We start from the raw sequence: 20878 nt of genomic DNA, 5'->3' as shown, positions 1-20878 counted from the left end.
ATTAAAAACCCTCTATAGTAATTCGCGAAACTGTTGCAATCTTACTTATCACTATTTGAGTTTTAATCTCTTCTTTTAAATAAGAAACATGAGATATTATACCGATTTGACGCCCATCAACACGCTGAAACTCTGCAAGTTTTGGAATAACCATTTTCAAAGTGTCCTCATCAAGACTTCCAAACCCTTCATCAAGGAAAAATGCTTCTATCTTAAGCTCACTGTCTCTTATCATATCTGAAAGGGCTAATGAAAGAGACAAAGATACAAGAAATCTTTCACCACCAGACAAAGTTTTAACACTACGAGTCATATTTCCATCTCTTTTGCTTTGAACCAAAAAATTAAAATCTTTGCTGCCTGTATTAATTTTAAGCTCAAAATCGGGAAGAATAATGCTTAAATATTTTTTATTTGATATAGTCAAGATCTCATCAATCAAAAAGCTTTGAACATAATACTTCAAACTAGGAGAAACAGTCACAACTTTCTTTAAAACTTCCAATTTATCATTATGCTCATTTACATTAATTAATTCATTTTGAAGATTTTCTAACTTAATTTGTTGTTCACTCAATTCTGCCTTAAGAGTCTGTAAACTTAAAAGATTTGACTCATATTGACTAATATCCCTGGAAACAACCTCAATTTGGGACATAAAATCAGACTTTAACTTCAAAAAATTCTTTAAACTATCTTCACTAGGTTTTAAAGAATCAAGAAAAAAAATAGAATCTTCAATAGCAATACCAACTAACCCATCTTCCATTAATCTTTTCAAATTTAAAAAATTAGAAATCATTTTATCAAAGCTATCTTTAAGTTCATTTTCAAAACCCAATATGGTTTGTTTTATGATTTCAATTTGACTTTCAAGTTTCAGCTTTTCATTAATACTCTTACTAAGAAGCAAATCTATCCTAGCATGATTATTCTTTATCTCCCTTTAGCTCTTAAAAGTTCGTCAAGCTTATTTTCCAATAAAGTAGGATCACTTAAATTTATATTTAAATTAAAACTTAATACTAAATCTCCTATTTTCTCCAAAATCTCTTTAATTTCTACTTCTTTCAAAGAGATTTTAGAACTCAAATCTTTCAACATTGATCTCAAATTTGCAACTTCCCTCAGCTTATCTTCAAAAATCAAAATTTTATTCCTGTCAGAATAATCTATATATTTATAAAACAAATCTTGACCAATTCTTCTTAAAATTTCTGCATTATTTTTATTAAAATTTAAGACTTGAGATTCCCATTTAATTCTATTTTCTCTATTATTCAAGATATCCTGCTTAAGACTATCTAACTCTGATTGCAAATTTTGAAGTCTTGAATTCAACTCTAGAAATCATTTAAACTACTAATTTTTAATTGCTCTTTCCCTTGATATGCTCTATATGCACTTTCAAGATACGTAAGATTTTCTATATCTATTTCAGAAGACCGTTTATTAACATCAAGGTGTTCTAAAAATGCTTTATACAAGTCTGTTTTAATATTAATGACGATCTTTTGCGAGGAATCACTACTCTCCCTATCACCTGACTTTAATAATAAATCGAGCTCTTTTCTATACTTTAATATTAATTCTTCGTAAAATCCCTTTAATAACTTTAATGCCTCATAATAAACATACTGATCAAAATCAAAAGATTTTGTTTCCGAAGTAATATTTTTAATTTCAATATTTTTACTTTTCTGCTCTACTGATAATTTCTTTATCTTATCTTCCAACTGCTTTTCTTTTGCAAGCAATCTATCATAAGCTCTTTCATCAAAGTCTATTGCAGAAAAAAGAACATTCTGATGGTACAAGTCTTTTACGTAATCAAAATTAAAGTTATCTAAATCCAAGTATTTTAATTCCTCTAAATCCTTTTGAATATCTAAAAGCTCCAATACAAATCTATCTTTATCTTTTAAAAGTTCACTCTGTCTCTTAACACAATTTTCCAATTCTAAAAACTTATTAGAAGTGTAAAATTCAAGCTCTTCATCCAATTTTGATTTAGCCTCTTCTTGCAAAGAACACTCATAATGTAACTTTTCTCTACTCCTAGCCTTAGAAGATAATTCTAATTCCAAATCATTTATTCTATATTGAATATCTAAATAATTCTGATTAAACTTGATTATTTCCTCACAAACAGATATTAAATTATAAATATTATTAAGTTTTCCTTTTAAAGTTTCTATATCAACTAAACTTAAAAAATCACTTAACTCATCTAATTTTTTCTTATTAAGGTTAAATTCATCTTTTGCATTTTTATCCAAATATTCCAATTTTTCTCTATTGGATTTTGTAAACTCTAATTCTTTTTTTAAAAAAATTTCAATATCATCGTACTTCTTTAAATTAAAGATATTATCAATTATTGCTGTCTTACTTTTTGGAGTTGCCGTTAAAAATTCCTGTAAATTACCTTGCGGCAAAATAACAGTCTGGCAAAACTGTTCAAAATCCAATCTACAAAGACTCTTAATATAAGCTAAAGCATCATCTCTATTTTCAATTACAGTCCCCTCACTAAAACAATTTAACACCATATTTTTTGGTGTCTCCTTTTGCTTTATATTAAGTTCAACAAACGAACTATAAATTTTTTCAGAAACAGTAAAGGTAAGTTGAACATAAGCACTATCAAAACCTCTTGAAATTGAATCTGCTATATTTCTATCTAGTCTATAAACTCGTGCGTAAAGAGCAAGGGTAATACAATCCAAAATTGTACTCTTGCCAGAACCAGTATTGCCAGAAATCAAAAAAATACCAGACTTCTTTAAAATAGGAGTGTCAAAATTTATTTCATATTCGCCTTTATAAGAAGCAATATTTTTAAATACTAATTTATTTATTCTCATATTCTCCTGCTCTTCCCTTAAGCACCACCTCTTCAAAAAGAGCAATAAGTTCCTCTTCCTTAAATTTTTTTCCCTTCCTAAAGCCATTCATAATATCTCTTTTTAACTTTTCTTGAAAAAAATACTTCTCATCTCTACTTAGTATTTCATCTCTGCAAAATAATTTTCTCTCTTCTTTTAAAGACTCTTCTGAATCTTGAACATTATAATAAATATCAAATATATTAATTAGGCTCAATCTGATTAAAGCATAAATCTGCTCTTCAAATTCTGCGCTTATTCTCTCATTAAGTTCAATTTTTACGTAACAAAGATAAGAAGTCTCATTTTTAACCTTATACAAATCACTCATAATCTCATTAAAAGAACCTTGTAAAAAATGCAATTTACCAAATACAGGAAGCAAAATCTTATCTTGATCAACTAATTTCCCTTCACTGAAAAATAGAACATTCACATATTTATTAATATCCTCATCAAATGAATACTGAATTGGAGAACCTGAATATACTATGTTATCTTTTAATTTTTTAAAGCTATGAATATGTCCAAGCGCAATATAAGAAAAATCATTTCCAAAAACATCAACAGGAATAATAAAGCTATTTCCAATATTGCCAACTACTCGGATATTAGAAAAAAACGAATGTGCAATTAATATTTTAGGAATATGACGATACTTATCATCAAGAGATTCAATAATATCTATTATTTGATTTCTATAAGCCTCTTGTAGCTTTTTTTGAAAAATTACATCTTGTAATTCTATATTATCCCCACAATTTTGATTCACAATAAGTCTTTCATTACTGTAAGGCATGCAAGCAATAATAAATTGAATATCACAACGATCATCTTCTAAAAAGATCACTTTATTGGAAAATTCATCTTCAGTAACTAAGAAAAAATTCAATTTTGAAAATATCTTTTTATTAATATTAAAATAATCTCTCTTATCATGATTTCCGGTAATAACTACACACCACTTACAAGACGTAAAAGATAATTCATAAAAAAAATCATTTATTAGCTTTTGTTCTTCAAAACCAGGCCTCCTAGAATCGTAAACATCGCCAGCAACAAGCAAAAGATCAATTTTTTCACTTTTAATAAATTCTAACAAAAAATTTAAAAAACTTTTCTGTTCTTCAAGCCTAGAAAAATTTCCAATTTTTTTACCAATATGCCAATCAGAAGTATGCAAAACTTTCCAAGAACTCATAAATACCACATGATTTTTATTGAAAAATTATAATAATTTATACATTATATTATATTATATACATATAAGGGTTTTATGCAACAAAAAAAATTAGTCATAGTAGAATCACCAACAAAAGCAGTAACAATAAAAAAATATCTTGATAAGTCATTCTCAATAGAAGCCTGCATAGGGCACATAAGAGATTTGCCAAACAGTGCTAAAGAAATACCTAAAGAATATAAAAAATTGGAATGGGCAAGCCTTTCTATAGACTATCAAAATGACTTTAAACCACTCTACATTATCCCAGATAATAAAAGAAAGGTAATTGAAAAACTTAAGAACCTAATAAAAGATAAAGATGAAATATATATTGCAACTGACCAAGACAGAGAAGGAGAAACAATAGCATTTCATCTAAAAGAAATATTACAGCTTAAAAAATATAAAAGAATGGTGTTTCATGAAATTACGAAGAGCGCAATAATTGATTCACTTAAGCATACAAGAGAAATTAATATGAATCTTGTTAATGCCGGGGAAACAAGAAGAATACTAGATAGGCTTTATGGGTATACCATATCTCCTTTACTTTGGAAAAAAATTGCCTACGGCCTCTCTGCCGGTAGAGTACAATCCGTTGGTCTTCAATTGATTATAGAAAAGGAAATGACAAGAATAAATTTTAAAAAAGCCAAGTATTACTCTCTTACACTTCAATGTAAGCACGCTGAAAATGCTATGCAGATTAAAACAATATTGGAAAAGATTGATGATAAAAATGTCGCCGAGAGCAAAGACTTTGTAAATGACACAGGTACTCTGCGCGATCCTAACAAAACCATTGTAATAGACAAAACATTAATAAATGAGATTATAAATGAATTAAACAAGTCGAAAACACTTCAAGTGATTTCAATTGAAACCAGAGAGATGAGACAATCTCCTCCCAAACCATTCATTACATCTTCTCTGCAGCAAGAAATCAACAGAAGACTAAAAATAGGAACCAAACAAATTATGAATTATGCACAAAAATTGTATGAAAATGGTTACATAACTTATATGAGAACAGATTCTTATAATATCGCAAAAACTGCTAGAGAGAAAATTAAAACCATCATAAAGCAACAATATGGTGAAGAATATATAGAACAAAACGACAGAATATATACTAAAGCCAAAATGGCACAAGATGCTCATGAAGCCATAAGACCTTCGGAAATGTTTACTCCCCCTGAAAAAATACAAATAGAAAGTGATACTGCCAAAGAAATATACAAAATAATATGGGATAGAACTATTGAATCGGTCATGAAAGATGCAATTAAAAAAGTTATTAAAATAACATTGCAATATAATAATTTAACTTTCAGATCAAGTTCCACAAAAATCATTTTTGATGGGTTTCTAAAAAACAGTGAAATGTCTGATGAAAACAATTCAATAGATTTTACTCTCATAAAAAAAAGTGATAAATTTACTATATTAGATATGAAACCAGAAGAACACGAAACAAAACCTCCATTTAGATACACAGAAGCATCACTTATCCAAAAACTTGAAAAAGAAGGCATAGGACGACCTTCAACTTATGCAACAATTATTTCCACACTCTTTGAAAGAGAATATATTTTTAAACAAAACAATACGCTAATACCAACAATAAAAGGAGCCGCGGTTATAAATCTTCTTAAAAAATATTTCCCAGTACTAATTGAACTACAGTTCACATCTAATATGGAAGAAAACCTAGACAAAATTGCAATAGGCAAGCTAGACAAAATAAAATATCTAAGTAAATTCTATAATGGAGAGGAAGGACTAAGAAACACAATAAATAAGATAGAACCCATTATCAGTCCCGAAGAATTTAGAGTAGTCTATGAATATCAAAATGATGAAAAATTTAATTATAAAATTAATATTGGCAAATTTGGTCCTTATTTAATTTCTAACGGAAATAATTACTCAATCAATGTAACAACACCATTAGAAAATCTATATAAAGAACAGGAAATAAAAAAAATAATAGCAGAAAAAGAAATACAACCTAATATATTAGGAGTCGATCCTGAAACAGGGCTTAACATAATATATAAAAATTCAAAATATGGAGGAATTATTCAACTTGGGGAGGACACATATGCGCCACAAGAATTCACAAAAAAAGGTAAGCCTAAAAAGGCTAAATTAATAAAAGCTAAAAAAGTTTCAACAAAAAACATAGCATATGAAAATATAAACCTAGAGCTTGCGCTCAAGCTCCTATCACTTCCTAAAGTGATAGGAGAGTATCCAAAAAACAATGAAAAAATAATTGCTACAACAGGAATTTTTGGAGATTATATTAAAACTGAAACTAACAGCATAATATGCCCACTCAAGAAGGGAATAAAAGCATATGAAATAACATTAGAAGACGCAATTAAACTCCTAGATGCAAAACTAGAAAAAAACGGAATTATTGTAAAAATAATATCGCTATCAAAAAATAAAGTTGGAAATAAAATTTATGTTTACAAACAAAATGATAAATTCTATGCTAAAATTAAAAGGAAAAAGGTTGATTTGCCTACTAATATTGACCTTAATAAAATAGATGCAACTTATGTTTTCGGACTAATGTAGGATATGAATGATTTTGAACTTCCAATTTATAAATATAAAAATGAATTAATTAAGATTTTAAAAACACATAGTGTTTTAATAGTAGAAAGTCCAACAGGAAGTGGAAAAACTACACAAATACCAAGAATAATATATGAAGCAGGGTTGTCAAAATCTGGTAAAATCGGAGTGACACAACCAAGAAGGATAGCCACAGTATCAATAGCAGAATACATTGCTAAGCACATAGGCGTAGACCTTGGAGAAGAGGTAGGCTATAAAATAAGATTCCAAGAAATTATAAGTCCAAAGACCAAAATCAAATTAATGACAGATGGAGTTTTATTACAAGAACTCAAAAAAGATACTCTGCTTTATGAATATGATGTAATAATAATAGATGAAGCACATGAGAGAAGTTTAAACATAGATTTCATCCTAGGGCTTATTAAAGATATACTACAAAAAAGAGACGATTTTAAAGTTATCATTTCATCTGCCACAATTAATACACAAGTATTTTCAAGATATTTTAACAACGCACCAATACTTAGCATAGAAACAATTGCTTATCCTGTACAAATAATCTATAATCCACCATTATTGAATACATCAAAATCAATGATATTAAAAATAAAAGAAATAATTAGTGGGATTATCAAAGAAAAAAAAGAAGGTGATATCCTTATATTCTTATCTGGAGAGAAGGAAATAAAAGAAACAATAAAAGCAATTCACGAATTAAAGTCAAAAGATCTAATAATATTACCCCTATATGGTCGAATGGCAAAAGAGGCGCAAGAACAAATATTCATGCCCACACCAAAAAATAAAAGAAAAATTATAGTATCTACAAACATTGCAGAAACTTCAATTACAATTGAAAACATTAAAATAGTAATTGATAGCGGAAAAGTAAAAACAAATAGATTCCAGATGAAAACACATACTTACTCACTCCAAGAAGTTTCAATTTCAAAATCATCTGCAACACAAAGAGCAGGAAGGGCAGGAAGGCTCTCAAAAGGAACATGTTACAGACTATATAAAAGAGATGAATATCAACTAAGAGATGAATATCAAAAGGAAGAAATATACAGAACAGATCTCTCTGAAGTAATATTAAGAATGGCAGACATAGGAATCAGAAATTTTACAAAATTTGACTTCATTTCGAAACCGTCAATTAAATCCATTCAAACAGCAAGTGATATATTAAGATCCCTAGATGCAATAAATGAAAAAAATGAACTTACGGAAATTGGCAAATATATGATAATTTTTCCTCTAATACCAATACATTCAAGGGCGTTAGTTGAAGCAATGATGAAGTATCAACAAGCAATATATCCAACAACGATTGGTCTATCATTCTTATCCACAAGTGGAATTTTCTTATTACCTCAAAACGAAGAAATAGAAGCTAGACAAGCTCATTTGAAATATAAAAATCCGCTAGGAGATTTAATAGGATTTATTAATATATTTGAAGACTACAAAAAAGCTCTTAATAAAGAAGAATTTGCCAAAGAAAACTACTTAGACTTGCAAGGCCTTGAAGAAATTACTAATGTGCAAAGACAGCTTGAAAATATTGTGAGTAGCTTTAATATTCCAATAGTACGAAAGAACACAATTGATCATGAAGGCTATCTAAAATCTATAATGAGAGGCATGAAAGATTATATTTGCTTTAAAACCTCAAAAAATAAATATAAAACAATCAAAGCCAAAAATGTAGTAATTCATCCTGGCTCACTGATTAACACAGATTCTGTGAAATATTTCGTTGCAGGAGAAATCATCGAAACAAGTAAAAGATATGCCAGAGCAATTGGAGTACTTAAAAAAGAATGGATCAATGATATCCATCTTAATGGTGCAGATGAATACAAAAATACGCACAAAGAGGATAAAAAACTAAATAATGCCCATAAAACACTAGGCAAAAAAGATAAGAAATCTTCATTAAAAAATGAAATAACTACTCTTGGGAGCAAGAAATTTAATAATCATAATGAACATAACAATCAATTAACACTGAGTTTAAAGGAAGCCAAAGAATTAATCTTGAAAGGACTAAAAAATGAAAAAGAGAAAGCCATAAAAAATATGCTCGTAAACTTAACACATGAAAACTTAATTATATTTAAAAATAAAAAATTAATAGAAATAATGCGTATAGTAAATGGCATGGAGCCAAACTGGACGCTTGTCAAAACATATGAAAACTCAAATGTCAACATTAATGAAACTGATAAAATAAAAAATATCCTAGAAAATACTATGAACTTTATTAAACATCCCAATAAAGCTTCTGTTCTTTTTCTATCGCTTAGAAGTGATTATTCTGATAATTTTTGGTTAAAGCCTCAAAAAAGCTTTATAATAGCAATTGAAGAATCAATGGATAGCATTAAAACCCTGATTGACAATCAAGATAATATTAAAAAACTTACTCCTATTAACAAGACATTGAATAAAGTCTATAAAAAGCTAAATTTCTTTTTTTAAGAATTCGAAACACAAAATAACATTTAAACTCTATTTAAACTTTAAAAAAAGGCCAATAAAAAAACTTTACATAAATTATTTATATATAAATAATTTATGTAAATAATATTTAAACTAGACTCATATTAAAAGTTAATATAAACTAAGCTATTATAACAAATAAAATATATTAATGGGGGTCAAATATGAATAATAATTTAATAATGAAAAATATGCAAAATCTTGGAAAAGCTTTGCAAACTCCTGCAGCCGTATTACCAATTGCTGGAATTTTACTTGGGTTTGGATATTTAATAATAGAAACTACAGAGCCTTTTGGCATCCTTCAAAAAATCGGAAAATTAATGGAACAATCAGGGGGCGCCATTCTTGGAAACTTACCAATACTATTTGCAATCGGAACCGGTATGGGACTATCTAAAAATAATAAGGCGGCTGCAGCACTTGGAGGTGCTGTAGGATATTTAATTTTAAATGCGGGACTGTCCACATTCACAATAATGATTAACGACAAGTCAGAACCTGTTAACATGTCAGTATTGGGGGGTATTATTACAGGTGCAAACTCAGCTTTTCTTAGCGATAGAGTAGTAAACTATAGAATACCACAATTTCTAGGATTTTTTTCAGGACAAAGATTGGTACCAATAGCTAATGGAATACTGTCTGTAATACTTGCCATAATATTCGGATTTCTATGGGCTCCAATACAAACAACTATTAATCAAATTGGCGTCTGGATGATAGAAGCTGGTAACATAGGATTGTTTGTATTTGGTTTTCTAAACAGACTTCTTTTAATAACAGGGTTACATCAACTTCTAAATACTTTAGTATATTTTGTATTTGGAGAATATACCACAAGTGATGGAAATATAGTTCAAGGAGAAATCACAAGATATTTAAATGGCAATCCAACCGCCGGCTCATTCACATCAGGAATGTATCCTATCATGTTATTTGGCTTACCAGGTGCAGCCTTAGCAATGTACTTAACATCTAAACAAGAAAGAAAAAAAGAAGTAAGCGGAATTTTAATATCAGCAGCACTCACCTCATTACTAACAGGAATTACAGAACCAATAGAATATACATTCATGCTAATAGCTCCTTTACTTTATCTAATACACGCCATTTTAACTGGAATAGCACTAATCATTACCAATATATTTGGAATACGAATAGCATTTGCACTCTCGGCAGGAATTATAGATTATTTCTTAATGTTCCCCAAATCAACAAATGCTCTATTAATATTTCCAATAGGATTAGCAGTCGGAGTTGTTTACTTCACTATATTCATAACACTAATAAAAACATTTAATATTAAAACACCTGGACGCGAAGATGACATTCAGAAAGACACAATTTCTAATAGTATCTTTGAGTTGTCTCAAAACTCTCAAGATGAAAATTTTGATACAATCATCCAAGCTCTTGGTGGACTTAACAATATAACAAATATTGATTCATGCTTTACACGACTCAGAGTAGATGTTAAATCTTCTTCATTAATCAATAAGGACTTAATGACCAGACTTGGGGCTACCGGAACAGTCATCACATCAGGAAATCAGGCACAAGTAATATTTGGAGCAAAGTCTGAACAAATTTCAAATTATATAAAATCTAAACTTTAAACTAAAGTGACAAAAGAATAAGAAGAAAAAATTTTACTCGCAACCTTATCTCTTCTTATTCTTATTACTCCCACAATCATAAAGAATAGTGTATAATATCCTGGATGAAATAACATGAACCTAATATCATCTAATAAAATACTTTTAATTTTTTTATTAATATTCCATAATGCTCTAATATACGGCACAAATAAAGAAAATTTTGAAAAATTAAATAAATTATATATGTTATATGACTTAAATAATAACTTACCAAAAAAATTTGAAACAATAAAGGCAATTAAACCTCTAAATCTAGAATATTATTATTTACTTATGGCGAAATATTTACTCAAAATCAAAAAGTATGAAGATGCTAATAATTTTTTAGAAAAGATGAAAGAATCTAAAGATAAAAACATAAAAACCGAAATTTTATTAATAAAGATAAAAATTAATGAAGAAAATATAAGCGAAGAGGAAATCAATGATATTTTACAACAATATAAAGAATTAGACATAAAAATTATTTATCAATTATATAATATAACAAAAATCAAAAACGACAAAATATCTTTAAAGATAAAAAATATAATTTTAGAAAACTATCCTAAAAGCATTTATTCTTATAAAATAAAAAGAAATGAATAAAATAATCTTACGCATAATAATATTGATTTTGATATTAAGCGTTTTATCAGCACCAGAACAAAAATCACTACCCAACCCAGAAAACACAGCAATGAAATACGAAATAATCAAAGGTTCTTTTAAAGAAAGCACATATATCATTGCCAAAATCAAAAACGAAAATTTAAAGTTTATAATATCAAAACCTATTTATGATAAAAAGACGAATAACTATTATTTTAAAGGTAAAACAACAAGTCAATTTTTAATTTCTAATGATGTAGATATTGCCATTAATACTAGTCCATATAAAATTAAAGAAAATGTGTTCTATCCTAATGGTTTATATCTATATAATAAAAAAATAATATCTCATGCAAAAAAAGGTCAGGGAATCATTATAATCAAGAATAATCAAATAACACTAAATCCCAATGAAGATGAAATCAAAAATTCTGATTATGGGTTTAGTGGATTCTATCCCTTAATCAAAAATGGAAAATACACCAAAAATTTTAAAGAAAATAAACATCCAAGAACAATAATAGGCACAAATCAAAAAAATCAATACTTATATCTAATAACAATAGAAGGAAGGGGCGCCAATAATAGCAAAGGTATCTCATTAAATGAAGCAATTGATCTGACATTAAGTTACAATATTACCAATTCCATTAATCTAGATGGGGGTGGTTCAAGCACACTTGTAACAAAATCAAATAACTTACCTTATAAACTCAATACTACACCCAACCTTTTTGGACAAGAGAGAATAGTGCCTTTTCATCTAGGAATAAAACTACCTAAGTGAGAAATTGCCAACCAATATTAATCCCAATAGTAATCTCAGTTGTTAAAGAAGAATAATTTTTTACAGACAGAGAAGTAGGTGAAATTGAAAATATAAATAAAGGTCTAATATACAGTCCTTTAACCTCAGGAATAGCCAGATTGTCGCAAATCCTAAAGACAAAAACACCAGATTGAGTCTCTTAGGACTTAAATCAATAGTATATTTAATCCCAATAAGGGGAAATAATGTTCTGACATATTCTTTAAAAAGAATAGGATAAATTCCATAAATCCCAAAAGAAAAATATCTACTATGGTGACTAGTCAAAAAAGCATCTTTATAAGAAAATTTAAAATAACATAATTTGCATCAAAAAATAAATTGAAATTTATTCCATTATCTACTCTACTAAAATTTGTTTTGGCCTCATTTAAATCATTTCTGATGGTATAATTAGTAAACTGATAAGAACTCCCCCCTCCAAAAAATAATGGATATGCAAATAATAAAGCACTTGAAGGAAAAAATAAAAACAATAAAAAAATGTACCTTTTCATTGATAATCCTTAAACTTTCTAAAAAAACATTATATTATTATATGTAATGGTATATCAAATAATACAACTAAAATTATGAAAATAAAACTGTTATCTTTAATCTCCATAATGTTTTTAGCATGCAATAAAAAATTAGAAGTTCCTCTAATAAAAAAATTCAAACTACCCAACAGTAGCATTTTAGGATTCTCAAGAAAAGTAGGAATCATAACAAAAAATTACGTTATTTTAAATCATACAACTAATATAGATAGTACTAATTATGATTATTTAACAATAATTAGAAAAGATGAAATAGTGAAAATTGAAAAAATTATGAAAAACACAGAAAAATACGGAATCCAAGGCAAATGGATATTAATAACCTACAAAGGAAAAAAAGGATATGTCTTTAGTAAAGACATAAATATAATAGATCATATAATCATTGAATAAACTAATAACGCCAAATGTCAGCTAGTAAAAAACCAACTAACATTTCAACTATTTATTTTTCTTTTTATGTCTATTCTTTCTTCTCTTTTTCTTTCGTTTATGAGTAGATATTTTTTTTAATTTTCTTTTTCTTCCACAAGGCACGCCTTATATCTCCTTATTAACCAAAAATTAAGTCCAAAATGACCCTTAAGTCATCGTCAGGATGAAACCACAAAACATTAGGCAGTTTATTAAAAAAAGTCATCTGCCTTTTTACATATAAAAATGAATTTTTAATTATCAAATCAATTATATCATTTAACGTAGAATAAGGTCTACTCTTCCACAACAAAAATTCACGATATCCTATTCCTTTAAAAGCTGGTGTTGTCTCATCATATCCCTTACCTAATAATCTCTTAATCTCATCAAGCAATCCACAATTAATCATATGATTTATTCTAGATATTATCTTGCCCTTCATTTCTTCCATAGGCCTCCTTAAACCAATTGCTAAAACATTCTCCATCACTGAGCTCCCTTTTTTTAAAAATTGACTTATGGAAATACCCGTTTGATAATACACTTCAAGCGCTCTTTTAATCCTATAAATATCATTCCTACTGATTTCTTTGTACCTTTCAAAATCTACTCTTTTGAGTATTTCTAAAAGATAATTCTTTCCTCTTGTAGCAAAAAGTTCATTTACAAAAAATCTTATTTCAGAAGAAACAGATGGCGTGGTAGGTAATCCATATTTTAAATGTTTAAAATAAAAAGCTGATCCACCTACACATACAGGAAGTTTGTTTTGTTCACTTAAAGTTTCTATAATTTTGCACGCCTCTTTATAAAAAATACCAAGGTTATATTCTTCAGTAGGTTCTAAAAAATCCACTAAATGATGATTGACATGTGATCTCAACTCAATGCTAGGTTTACAAGATGCAATATCAAACTCCTTATAAACCTGAATAGAATCGACATTAATTACTTCAGCTACACCTTTTGGGAAATTAAATATAATATCGCTCTTACCTACAGCTGTAGGACCAAATATAAAAACTACTTTATTTCTCTTCAATTGAATATTTAAATCGACCTGTCAAAATATCATTGAAAGCTTGCCCTACAACTCTTTCATCAGAAATAGTATGTCCTGCTAACGAAATTTGCTCAATAATCTGATCTGTGCGAACTATCACAGCCATAACAAGTTCATAATAATTGCCACTAAAATCTTGTATATCCTTCAAAGGTATTTTCATTTATTTAAAACCTCCCCTCTTATTTATTTAATAACGCAAACCTCTTTTCTCTATTTCATCTCTTATTGATTTAAAAACGTCGTTTGCAAATCTATCAGTTGTATCAATTATCAAATCAGCCACATCTATATAGTGATCAATATCTATATTATACACAGATAAATATCGCTGCAAATCATGTGAATCTCTATTAAAAGTATGTCTTAAAATATCGGAATACATACCACCTTCTCTATTTATTATTCTCTCTGTTCTAATTTCTATCTTAGCATAAAGATATATCTTTAAATCAGCATTTTTTGCAAGCCAAATGGCAAGACGAGACGCAAGAATTGTATTATCTTCTTTTGAAAGCTCCAATAATTTATTGTCAAGATATTTATCCCAATAATAATCATTTCTGTTAATGATTTCTTTTTCATAAAACTCATCAAATGACATATTTTTTTCTTTAGCAATGTCATGAAAAGTATAATTAATAAGTTTTAAACCATAATGCTTTGCAAGCATTCCACTGATAGTCGTATTACCACAACCACTTTTACTAGAAATAGCTATTCTCATTCAATATTCCTCAAATGTTCTTTTATTTTTTCTAAACTTAATTTCATATTTAAAATTAAATTTCTAATATCAAGATCAATTGCCTTATTACCCATTGTTGTAACTTCTCTATGCATTTCCTGAACAATAAACTCTAAAATCTTACCACATACCTCAGTTTCAAGGTTTTTATAAAAATTATCTATATGTGAATATAATCTTACTATCTCCTCATTAATATCTAACCGAATTGACATCTTAGCAGCTTCTTCTGCAATATTAACATCATTAAAATCACTTAGTAACTTTAATAAATTTTCCTTAAGACTCAAAAAAAGTTTATTATTAATACTACTCTGAGATTTTTTTAGCAGTTCTAAATCCTTTTGTAATAACATAAGAATCGAAATAATATCATGTTTAGTATTCTCACCCTCAAAAATCCTACTCTTATCATAATTTAATAAAGTTTCTTCTAAAACTTCTTTAAAGGCGCTATAAACAATTTCTTGATTAGCATCGTCCTCATCAATAATTAAAGCCCCTTTTAAAGATAAAAAATCACCAAGACTTAATTCATCCTTAATATTAAGATTAACACGCAATAAGCTATCTCTAAGGCGAGCAATAGCCTCAATATAGTGAGGATTTAAATTAAAATTAACATTTGGAACTATTTCCTTATAACCTACATTTAAAAAAACATTCCCTCTTTTAACATAATTTGAAATAAAGCTTCTTATATCAAGCTCATAAGCATATAAAATTTCAGGCAATTTAAATTTAAATTCTAAAAATTTACCATTATAAGATTTTAAATTAATACTAAACATATGATTCGCAATCACTCTTTCTAAATGAAAGAATCCAGTCATACTTTTCATTCACAATACCTTTACAAAAAATCATGTAATATAAAATTACTGCCAGCTCCCATTGTAATAAATAAATCATTTCTTTTTAATAAACCTTTGATAAAATCAACAGAATTTATAACTTCCTTAAAAAAATAAACATTCTGATTTAAATCCTTAATAGCTAAAAATAATTCTTTAGAAAGTTTATTAGGATCAAAATTTTCTCTAGTAGAAAGATATATATTATGCAGAATCAATATATCAACACCACTTAAAGCTTTAACAAACTCATTAAAAAGAGTTTTTGTCCTTGTAAAAGTATGCGGCATAAAATCTAAAACAATACGCCTACCCTTATAAAAACTCTTAAGTCCTAAAAGTGTACTTTCAATTTCCTTTGGATGATGAGCATAATCATCAAGATATATAACCCCATCTTTCTCCATAATAAACTCCACTCTTCTTTTTATACCCATGTACTTTTCAGCTACTACTTTTATCCTTCCATCAAAACTCCAAGCCAACTTTTTATTTTTCTCCAAAAATAGCTTTAAAGTAAGCAGTGCTAGCGAAAAATTCAAAACATTATGTATCAAAGGGGTTCTTAATTTAATATTAATACCCCCTAAAAAATCAAACTTTAAAAACCCCTCTATTATCTCAAAATGTTCAATTCTGTAATCAGCCAAAGAATTAAATCCAACACTAAAAACCTTAATATCTTTTCTCGAAATTCTATCTTTAATTTTACATAAATTAACTTCATCAGCATTGATTATCAGAATGCCATTTTTTTTTAAATTATTAATATACTGCAAAAAAATATTTTCAACTGCCTCATAACTTTCAAAAAAATCAACATGCTCATAATCAATATTAGTTAAAACAATTATATCTGGTAAAAAATACAAAAAATGATTTCTATACTCACAAGTCTCTGCAATAAATATATCGCTAAAACCAACAAGACTAGATTGATCCCCAAAATCTTTAACACTAGAGCCTAGTATTACATTGGGACTAAGGCCTAAACTATTAAACAATATGCCTAAAAATGCCGATGTAGTAGTCTTGCCATGAGAACCTGCAACTCCAATACTATAATATCTCTTAGAAATCTCTCCAATAACCTCAGGATAAGACAAAATAGGAATACCAAGTTCACGTGCTTCCAATAAAACAGTCAAACTATACTTATCATAAGCTGGTGAATATATTAAAAGATCATAAGAACTATTATGCATCTTTAATGAAAACTCATAGATATTTTCATAATAAGATATATTATTACTCTTTAATATATCTTCTGTATGAAATTTTAAAGGAACATCAACACCTTCTACAAAATATCCCTTAGCATTCAAAAAACAAGCAAGGGAACAAAGTCCAGAACCCTTAATGCCCACTAAAAAAATATTACTTAAATTATCCATGAAAACATTCATCTTTTTTTTCTAAATCAGAACCTTTTTGCTCATAAAACCTATGTATGATGACATCAACGCCAGATATATTAATCACTGTATATTTTAATATATTTTCAACAATATAATATCTAAGCATCTCCGCATTATCAAGTAAGTCATTCTCAAGTGGAATATCTAAAAACAACTTAAAAGAATAACTGCTCTGATGCTTTTTGATTTTTAAATTATAGACAATATAATCCTTATTGTATTCAGAAACACAATGTTCAATAATTTGTCTTACAGCATTCTTGGAAACAGATAAAATTCCCACATCCTCATGAAAATGAGGCTTTACAATAGAACGAATATAATTTTTTTTCTTTGATAACAACCCTTTACTTTTAAAAAAAACTAGAATTGAATCTAGTAATAGATTGGGCTTAATAGACGTTATTTCAAAAGCAGCTGCTGGAACAACATGCTCACCCATCTGTCTTGAAACTTTTGCTTTCTCTATTTCCTTTTTAGTGGAAACATCTGTTATATAAATGATTTTAGAAGAACTAGGCAGGAAAAGTCTAGAGGTTATTTTATCGATCATGCGAATACTGGTTCCTAATATTAATATTTTATTGAAATTTTCTCTACGAAGAGCATCAACAATTTCATTTCTATGAACATCATCTTCAAAAATAGAACGCCTTATCGCATCAAACATATTATCTTCAAACTTAGCAGAACTCCCAGCAATAATCTTCATCTTCTTTATCAAAACACCATCATCAATGATTAATGGGATAGAATACTTATCTGCTATTAAATGAGATCTAAAACTTTTCCCAGTGCCAGCAACACCTACTAAAGAATAAACCTTAATCTTTACAAATTTATGTTTAATAGCAATTGAGATGTTCTTCGCCACTCCTAGCGCATTCTTAAATGTAAATTTATTAAATAAGTCCTTTAAAGTCATATACACCAAAAATATTATTTATCTGTTTTAAAAAATCTGAACTGGGTTCAGCAAAAAACTCATTCCTTAAAAATAAAGGCTGATTAAATTTTATCAAAAAAGAATGTAAAAAGTAATTATTTTTTTTAAATTTAGAATCATATTTCTTATCATTAACCAATGAATGCCTATTAAGAGCACATTGTGCTCTTATCTGATGTGTAAATCCCGTCTTAATTGATACCTCTGCAAGCGTTGAATACTTAGACACTAAAATTGGCTTAACATCAGTTATTGCATTGTATCTATCCATATTTCTAACAATTAAAGTTTTCTTGGCAATCTTATCACGATATAAAAAGTTCTTATAAGTTAAAGATTTTTTAATCTCACCATCAAGCAACGCCAGATATTTTTTAGTAACAATACCACTACTAAATGCTTGACTTAAAATTCTTGCAGAATTTATATTTTTTGCAAAAATAACAAGTCCTGAAGTATTTCTATCCAACCTATGAACAGCTGAAGGCTTAAAACTAAGAGACCTAAGATTTGCATCTACAAGATAAGCATTAACCAATGTATCTAGTGAATATTGATCTCCATGAATTAAAATTCCCTTTCTCTTGTTAATTACGAGCAAATCTCCATCTTCGTATACTATGCGTCTCTTTATATCCAGCAATATAGCAGCATCATCTTTAACCATAACCCTGTCTAATCTTAAACCTTGCAATAAAGGTTTATATAAATAAATCTTATCATCCTTCAAAATTCTATGAGAAAAAGCAACCTTTGAATTATTTAAAAGAATATCTCCAGTTCTAATGTGCCTAATTATTTTAGATTTAGGCAATTTTAAAAACTTTATTAACACCGCATCAAGTCTTTTACCATCATCATTCTTTAAAACATTAATAATACTATACTTACCAATACCTTTAGCATCAAAAAATAACATACGACCACTAAATTTTACTACACTTCATACAAATAAAATTAACTATTAAAAATGAAAAAACTGAAATAAAAAATGCGGGAACAACAGGATGAAAATCATAAATATTTAACTCATTATAAAAAGCTATAACCAAATAACTTAAAAGTCCCAAAAACTGAGAAACAAAGGCTGATATTTTACTTACAAATTTAAAGTAAAGTCCAAAAACAATAATACAAAAAAATGAAACTTCTAGAGCTCCAATTGCAAAAATGTTTAAAAAAAGTAAAAACTTAGGTGGATTTAAAGATAAGAGAAGTATTATTAACATAAAACAAATATTAGAAATAACAGTAATTCTATTAATTCCAATCTTAGTATCAATATTCTTACTGAAAGACAATATTACCTTTACCCAAATAGAAGATAATAAAAGAAAACTTGAATCTATTGTAGACATTATTGCTGATAAAAGCCCTATAAAAAACAATATAAATACTTTAGGGTTTAATACTCTCAACGCTACAGTCAAAATCACTTTATCATTTGGTTCCAAATCAGGAAAAATAACAAGAGAAAAAAAACCTATTAAATGCATAAAAACAACTAAAAATCCTATTACAAAAATAACAATAGGGAGAGAAAATCGCATAGTATTTATGTCTTTAAATGCTATAAAATTATTAACAAATTGTGGTAAACCCATTATTCCAACCCCTATCAATATCCAAAAAGAAATTATATACTCAATCTTCAAATCTGAATGTGATGGCAAGAGTAAATCATATCTAAGATTTAATTTAGCTAACTTAAAAATATTATTAATTCCACCTCCCAAATCAACTAATCGTGAAAATAAAAATACAGCTGCTATGACCATTAAAATACCTTGTATTAAGTCCATATATGCTATTACTTTAAATCCCCCCAAACAAACATATAAAAAAACAAATAGAGAAAAAAAAATAAGAGCATCGGTATAATCAATTTGAAAAAATACTTCTAAAAATTTAGCACCTCCCATAAGTTGAGCCGAGATCAAAAATAGAGAAAAGAAAATTATTATTAAACTGCTAACTAAAACTAAAAAATGACTATTATATCTAAATCCAATATAATCAATAATATTGATTGCATTGATTTTTTTAGTTTTTACATTTAATCTTTCGCCAATGATAACAAATGAAATTAAGCTTGTAGGAATTTGAATAACTGCTAAAAATATAAAAGATAATCCATATCTATAAACAGCAGAAGGTCCTGAAATAAAACTACTAGCACTAACATAACTAGAGGCAACAACTAATGCCATCACAATAAAATTTAAACCTTTATTTGCCAGAAAATAATCCTGCAAAAATAAAGACTTTTCTATTTTTCTTCCAAAAAACGAAAAAAGACCAAAAATACAATATAAAATTAAAAATACAAAAAATATAAAAAGTCCTCTATTCATCCTTAAACAAAATCACAAAAACACAAACTAATAACAAATTGAAAATAGGAAAAATAATACATGATAAAAAAAACCAAAGAGGGATGTCAAATATTGCAATAAAAAAATAAGACAAATAGGCAGAAAAAAGCCACCAAATAAAAAGAAATAAATATATTATACTTGCAAAAAATAATTTATTTATCAATCAAAAATCCTTTCAAAAATGTTAAATACAATTATATAATATTGTATAAAATCGG

Annotated in this window: 16 protein-coding genes and 2 pseudogenes; 6 read left to right on the top strand and 12 right to left on the bottom strand. The window is 27.8% G+C overall.

What is annotated here, in order from left to right:
• Window position 1: 1 nt before the first annotated feature.
• Together ACWUD1_RS04295 and sbcD are read right to left on the bottom strand one after the other, a co-directional pair.
• A pseudogene (locus ACWUD1_RS04295) lies at window positions 2-2867 on the bottom strand (AAA family ATPase).
• A complete protein-coding gene (gene sbcD / locus ACWUD1_RS04290; protein WP_472756548.1) occupies window positions 2854-4089 on the bottom strand; it encodes an exonuclease subunit SbcD in 1236 nt (411 codons plus the stop codon). The pseudogene ACWUD1_RS04295 and the gene sbcD overlap by 14 nt, the downstream one beginning before the upstream one ends.
• A 75-nt stretch (window positions 4090-4164) precedes the next feature.
• Here sbcD and topA point away from each other — a divergent pair, with 75 nt between their 5' ends.
• The 5 genes from topA to ACWUD1_RS04265 all read left to right on the top strand — a co-directional run bounded on the left by topA (window position 4165) and on the right by ACWUD1_RS04265 (window position 12255).
• On the top strand, window positions 4165-6702 hold the full coding sequence (gene topA, locus ACWUD1_RS04285) for a type I DNA topoisomerase (RefSeq protein ID WP_472756547.1): 2538 nt from the start codon (window positions 4165-4167) through the stop codon (window positions 6700-6702).
• Between the two features lie 3 nt (window positions 6703-6705).
• A complete protein-coding gene (locus ACWUD1_RS04280) occupies window positions 6706-9195 on the top strand; it encodes a helicase-related protein (protein ID WP_472756546.1) in 2490 nt (829 codons plus the stop codon).
• A gap of 185 nt (window positions 9196-9380) precedes the next feature.
• Complete coding sequence (locus ACWUD1_RS04275) at window positions 9381-10835, top strand: PTS transporter subunit EIIC (protein WP_472756545.1); 1455 nt, start codon at window positions 9381-9383, stop codon at window positions 10833-10835.
• A 114-nt stretch (window positions 10836-10949) separates the two neighbouring features.
• Window positions 10950-11465: a hypothetical protein gene (locus ACWUD1_RS04270; protein WP_472756544.1), complete on the top strand. Its 516-nt coding sequence runs from the start codon at window positions 10950-10952 to the stop codon at window positions 11463-11465.
• Entirely contained in the window at window positions 11458-12255 is a 798-nt protein-coding gene (locus tag ACWUD1_RS04265; RefSeq protein ID WP_472756543.1) for a phosphodiester glycosidase family protein, read from the top strand. Before ACWUD1_RS04270 ends, ACWUD1_RS04265 begins: the two co-directional genes overlap by 8 nt.
• Here the strand turns inward: ACWUD1_RS04265 and ACWUD1_RS04260 are convergent.
• Window positions 12248-12794, bottom strand: a pseudogene (locus tag ACWUD1_RS04260) (outer membrane beta-barrel protein). The gene ACWUD1_RS04265 and the pseudogene ACWUD1_RS04260 sit on opposite strands and share 8 nt — an antisense overlap.
• 75 nt (window positions 12795-12869) lie before the next feature.
• Between ACWUD1_RS04260 and ACWUD1_RS04255 the strand changes: the two are divergent.
• Window positions 12870-13229, top strand: coding sequence for a hypothetical protein (locus ACWUD1_RS04255; RefSeq protein WP_472756542.1), 360 nt, complete (start codon window positions 12870-12872; stop codon window positions 13227-13229).
• A 160-nt stretch (window positions 13230-13389) separates the two neighbouring features.
• Here the strand turns inward: ACWUD1_RS04255 and miaA are convergent, their stop codons facing one another.
• The 9 genes from miaA to ACWUD1_RS04210 are packed head-to-tail and all read right to left on the bottom strand — an operon-like array spanning window position 13390 to window position 20751.
• Window positions 13390-14295 (bottom strand): tRNA (adenosine(37)-N6)-dimethylallyltransferase MiaA, encoded by a 906-nt coding sequence (gene miaA, locus ACWUD1_RS04250; protein WP_472756541.1) that lies wholly within the window; start codon window positions 14293-14295, stop codon window positions 13390-13392.
• Entirely contained in the window at window positions 14282-14479 is a 198-nt protein-coding gene (locus tag ACWUD1_RS04245) for a DNA-directed RNA polymerase subunit omega (protein WP_472756540.1), read from the bottom strand. Before ACWUD1_RS04245 ends, miaA begins: the two co-directional genes overlap by 14 nt.
• Window positions 14480-14506: 27 nt before the next feature.
• Window positions 14507-15043, bottom strand: a complete 537-nt coding sequence (cmk, locus tag ACWUD1_RS04240; RefSeq protein WP_472756539.1) for a (d)CMP kinase — start codon at window positions 15041-15043, stop codon at window positions 14507-14509.
• Window positions 15040-15906 carry a YicC/YloC family endoribonuclease gene (locus tag ACWUD1_RS04235; RefSeq protein ID WP_472756538.1) on the bottom strand — a complete coding sequence of 289 codons (867 nt, stop codon included), beginning with the start codon at window positions 15904-15906 and terminating at the stop codon, window positions 15040-15042. The genes cmk and ACWUD1_RS04235 overlap by 4 nt, the downstream gene beginning before the upstream one ends.
• 11 nt (window positions 15907-15917) lie before the next feature.
• On the bottom strand, window positions 15918-17324 hold the full coding sequence (murC, locus tag ACWUD1_RS04230; protein ID WP_472756537.1) for a UDP-N-acetylmuramate--L-alanine ligase: 1407 nt from the start codon (window positions 17322-17324) through the stop codon (window positions 15918-15920).
• Window positions 17305-18261, bottom strand: coding sequence for a hypothetical protein (locus tag ACWUD1_RS04225; RefSeq protein WP_472756536.1), 957 nt, complete (start codon window positions 18259-18261; stop codon window positions 17305-17307). The genes murC and ACWUD1_RS04225 overlap by 20 nt, the downstream gene beginning before the upstream one ends.
• Window positions 18239-19201 carry a pseudouridine synthase family protein gene (locus tag ACWUD1_RS04220; RefSeq protein ID WP_472756535.1) on the bottom strand — a complete coding sequence of 321 codons (963 nt, stop codon included), beginning with the start codon at window positions 19199-19201 and terminating at the stop codon, window positions 18239-18241. Before ACWUD1_RS04220 ends, ACWUD1_RS04225 begins: the two co-directional genes overlap by 23 nt.
• A 7-nt stretch (window positions 19202-19208) precedes the next feature.
• Window positions 19209-20636 carry a sodium/pantothenate symporter gene (panF, locus tag ACWUD1_RS04215; RefSeq protein WP_472756534.1) on the bottom strand — a complete coding sequence of 476 codons (1428 nt, stop codon included), beginning with the start codon at window positions 20634-20636 and terminating at the stop codon, window positions 19209-19211.
• Window positions 20629-20751, bottom strand: coding sequence for a hypothetical protein (locus ACWUD1_RS04210; protein WP_472756937.1), 123 nt, complete (start codon window positions 20749-20751; stop codon window positions 20629-20631). Before ACWUD1_RS04210 ends, panF begins: the two co-directional genes overlap by 8 nt.
• Between the last annotated feature and the right edge of the window lie 127 nt (window positions 20752-20878).

Source organism: Borrelia tillae, assembly GCF_055693965.1.
Note: the sequence above shows the minus strand (reverse complement) of the source record. Positions and strands in the feature narration are given on the sequence as shown.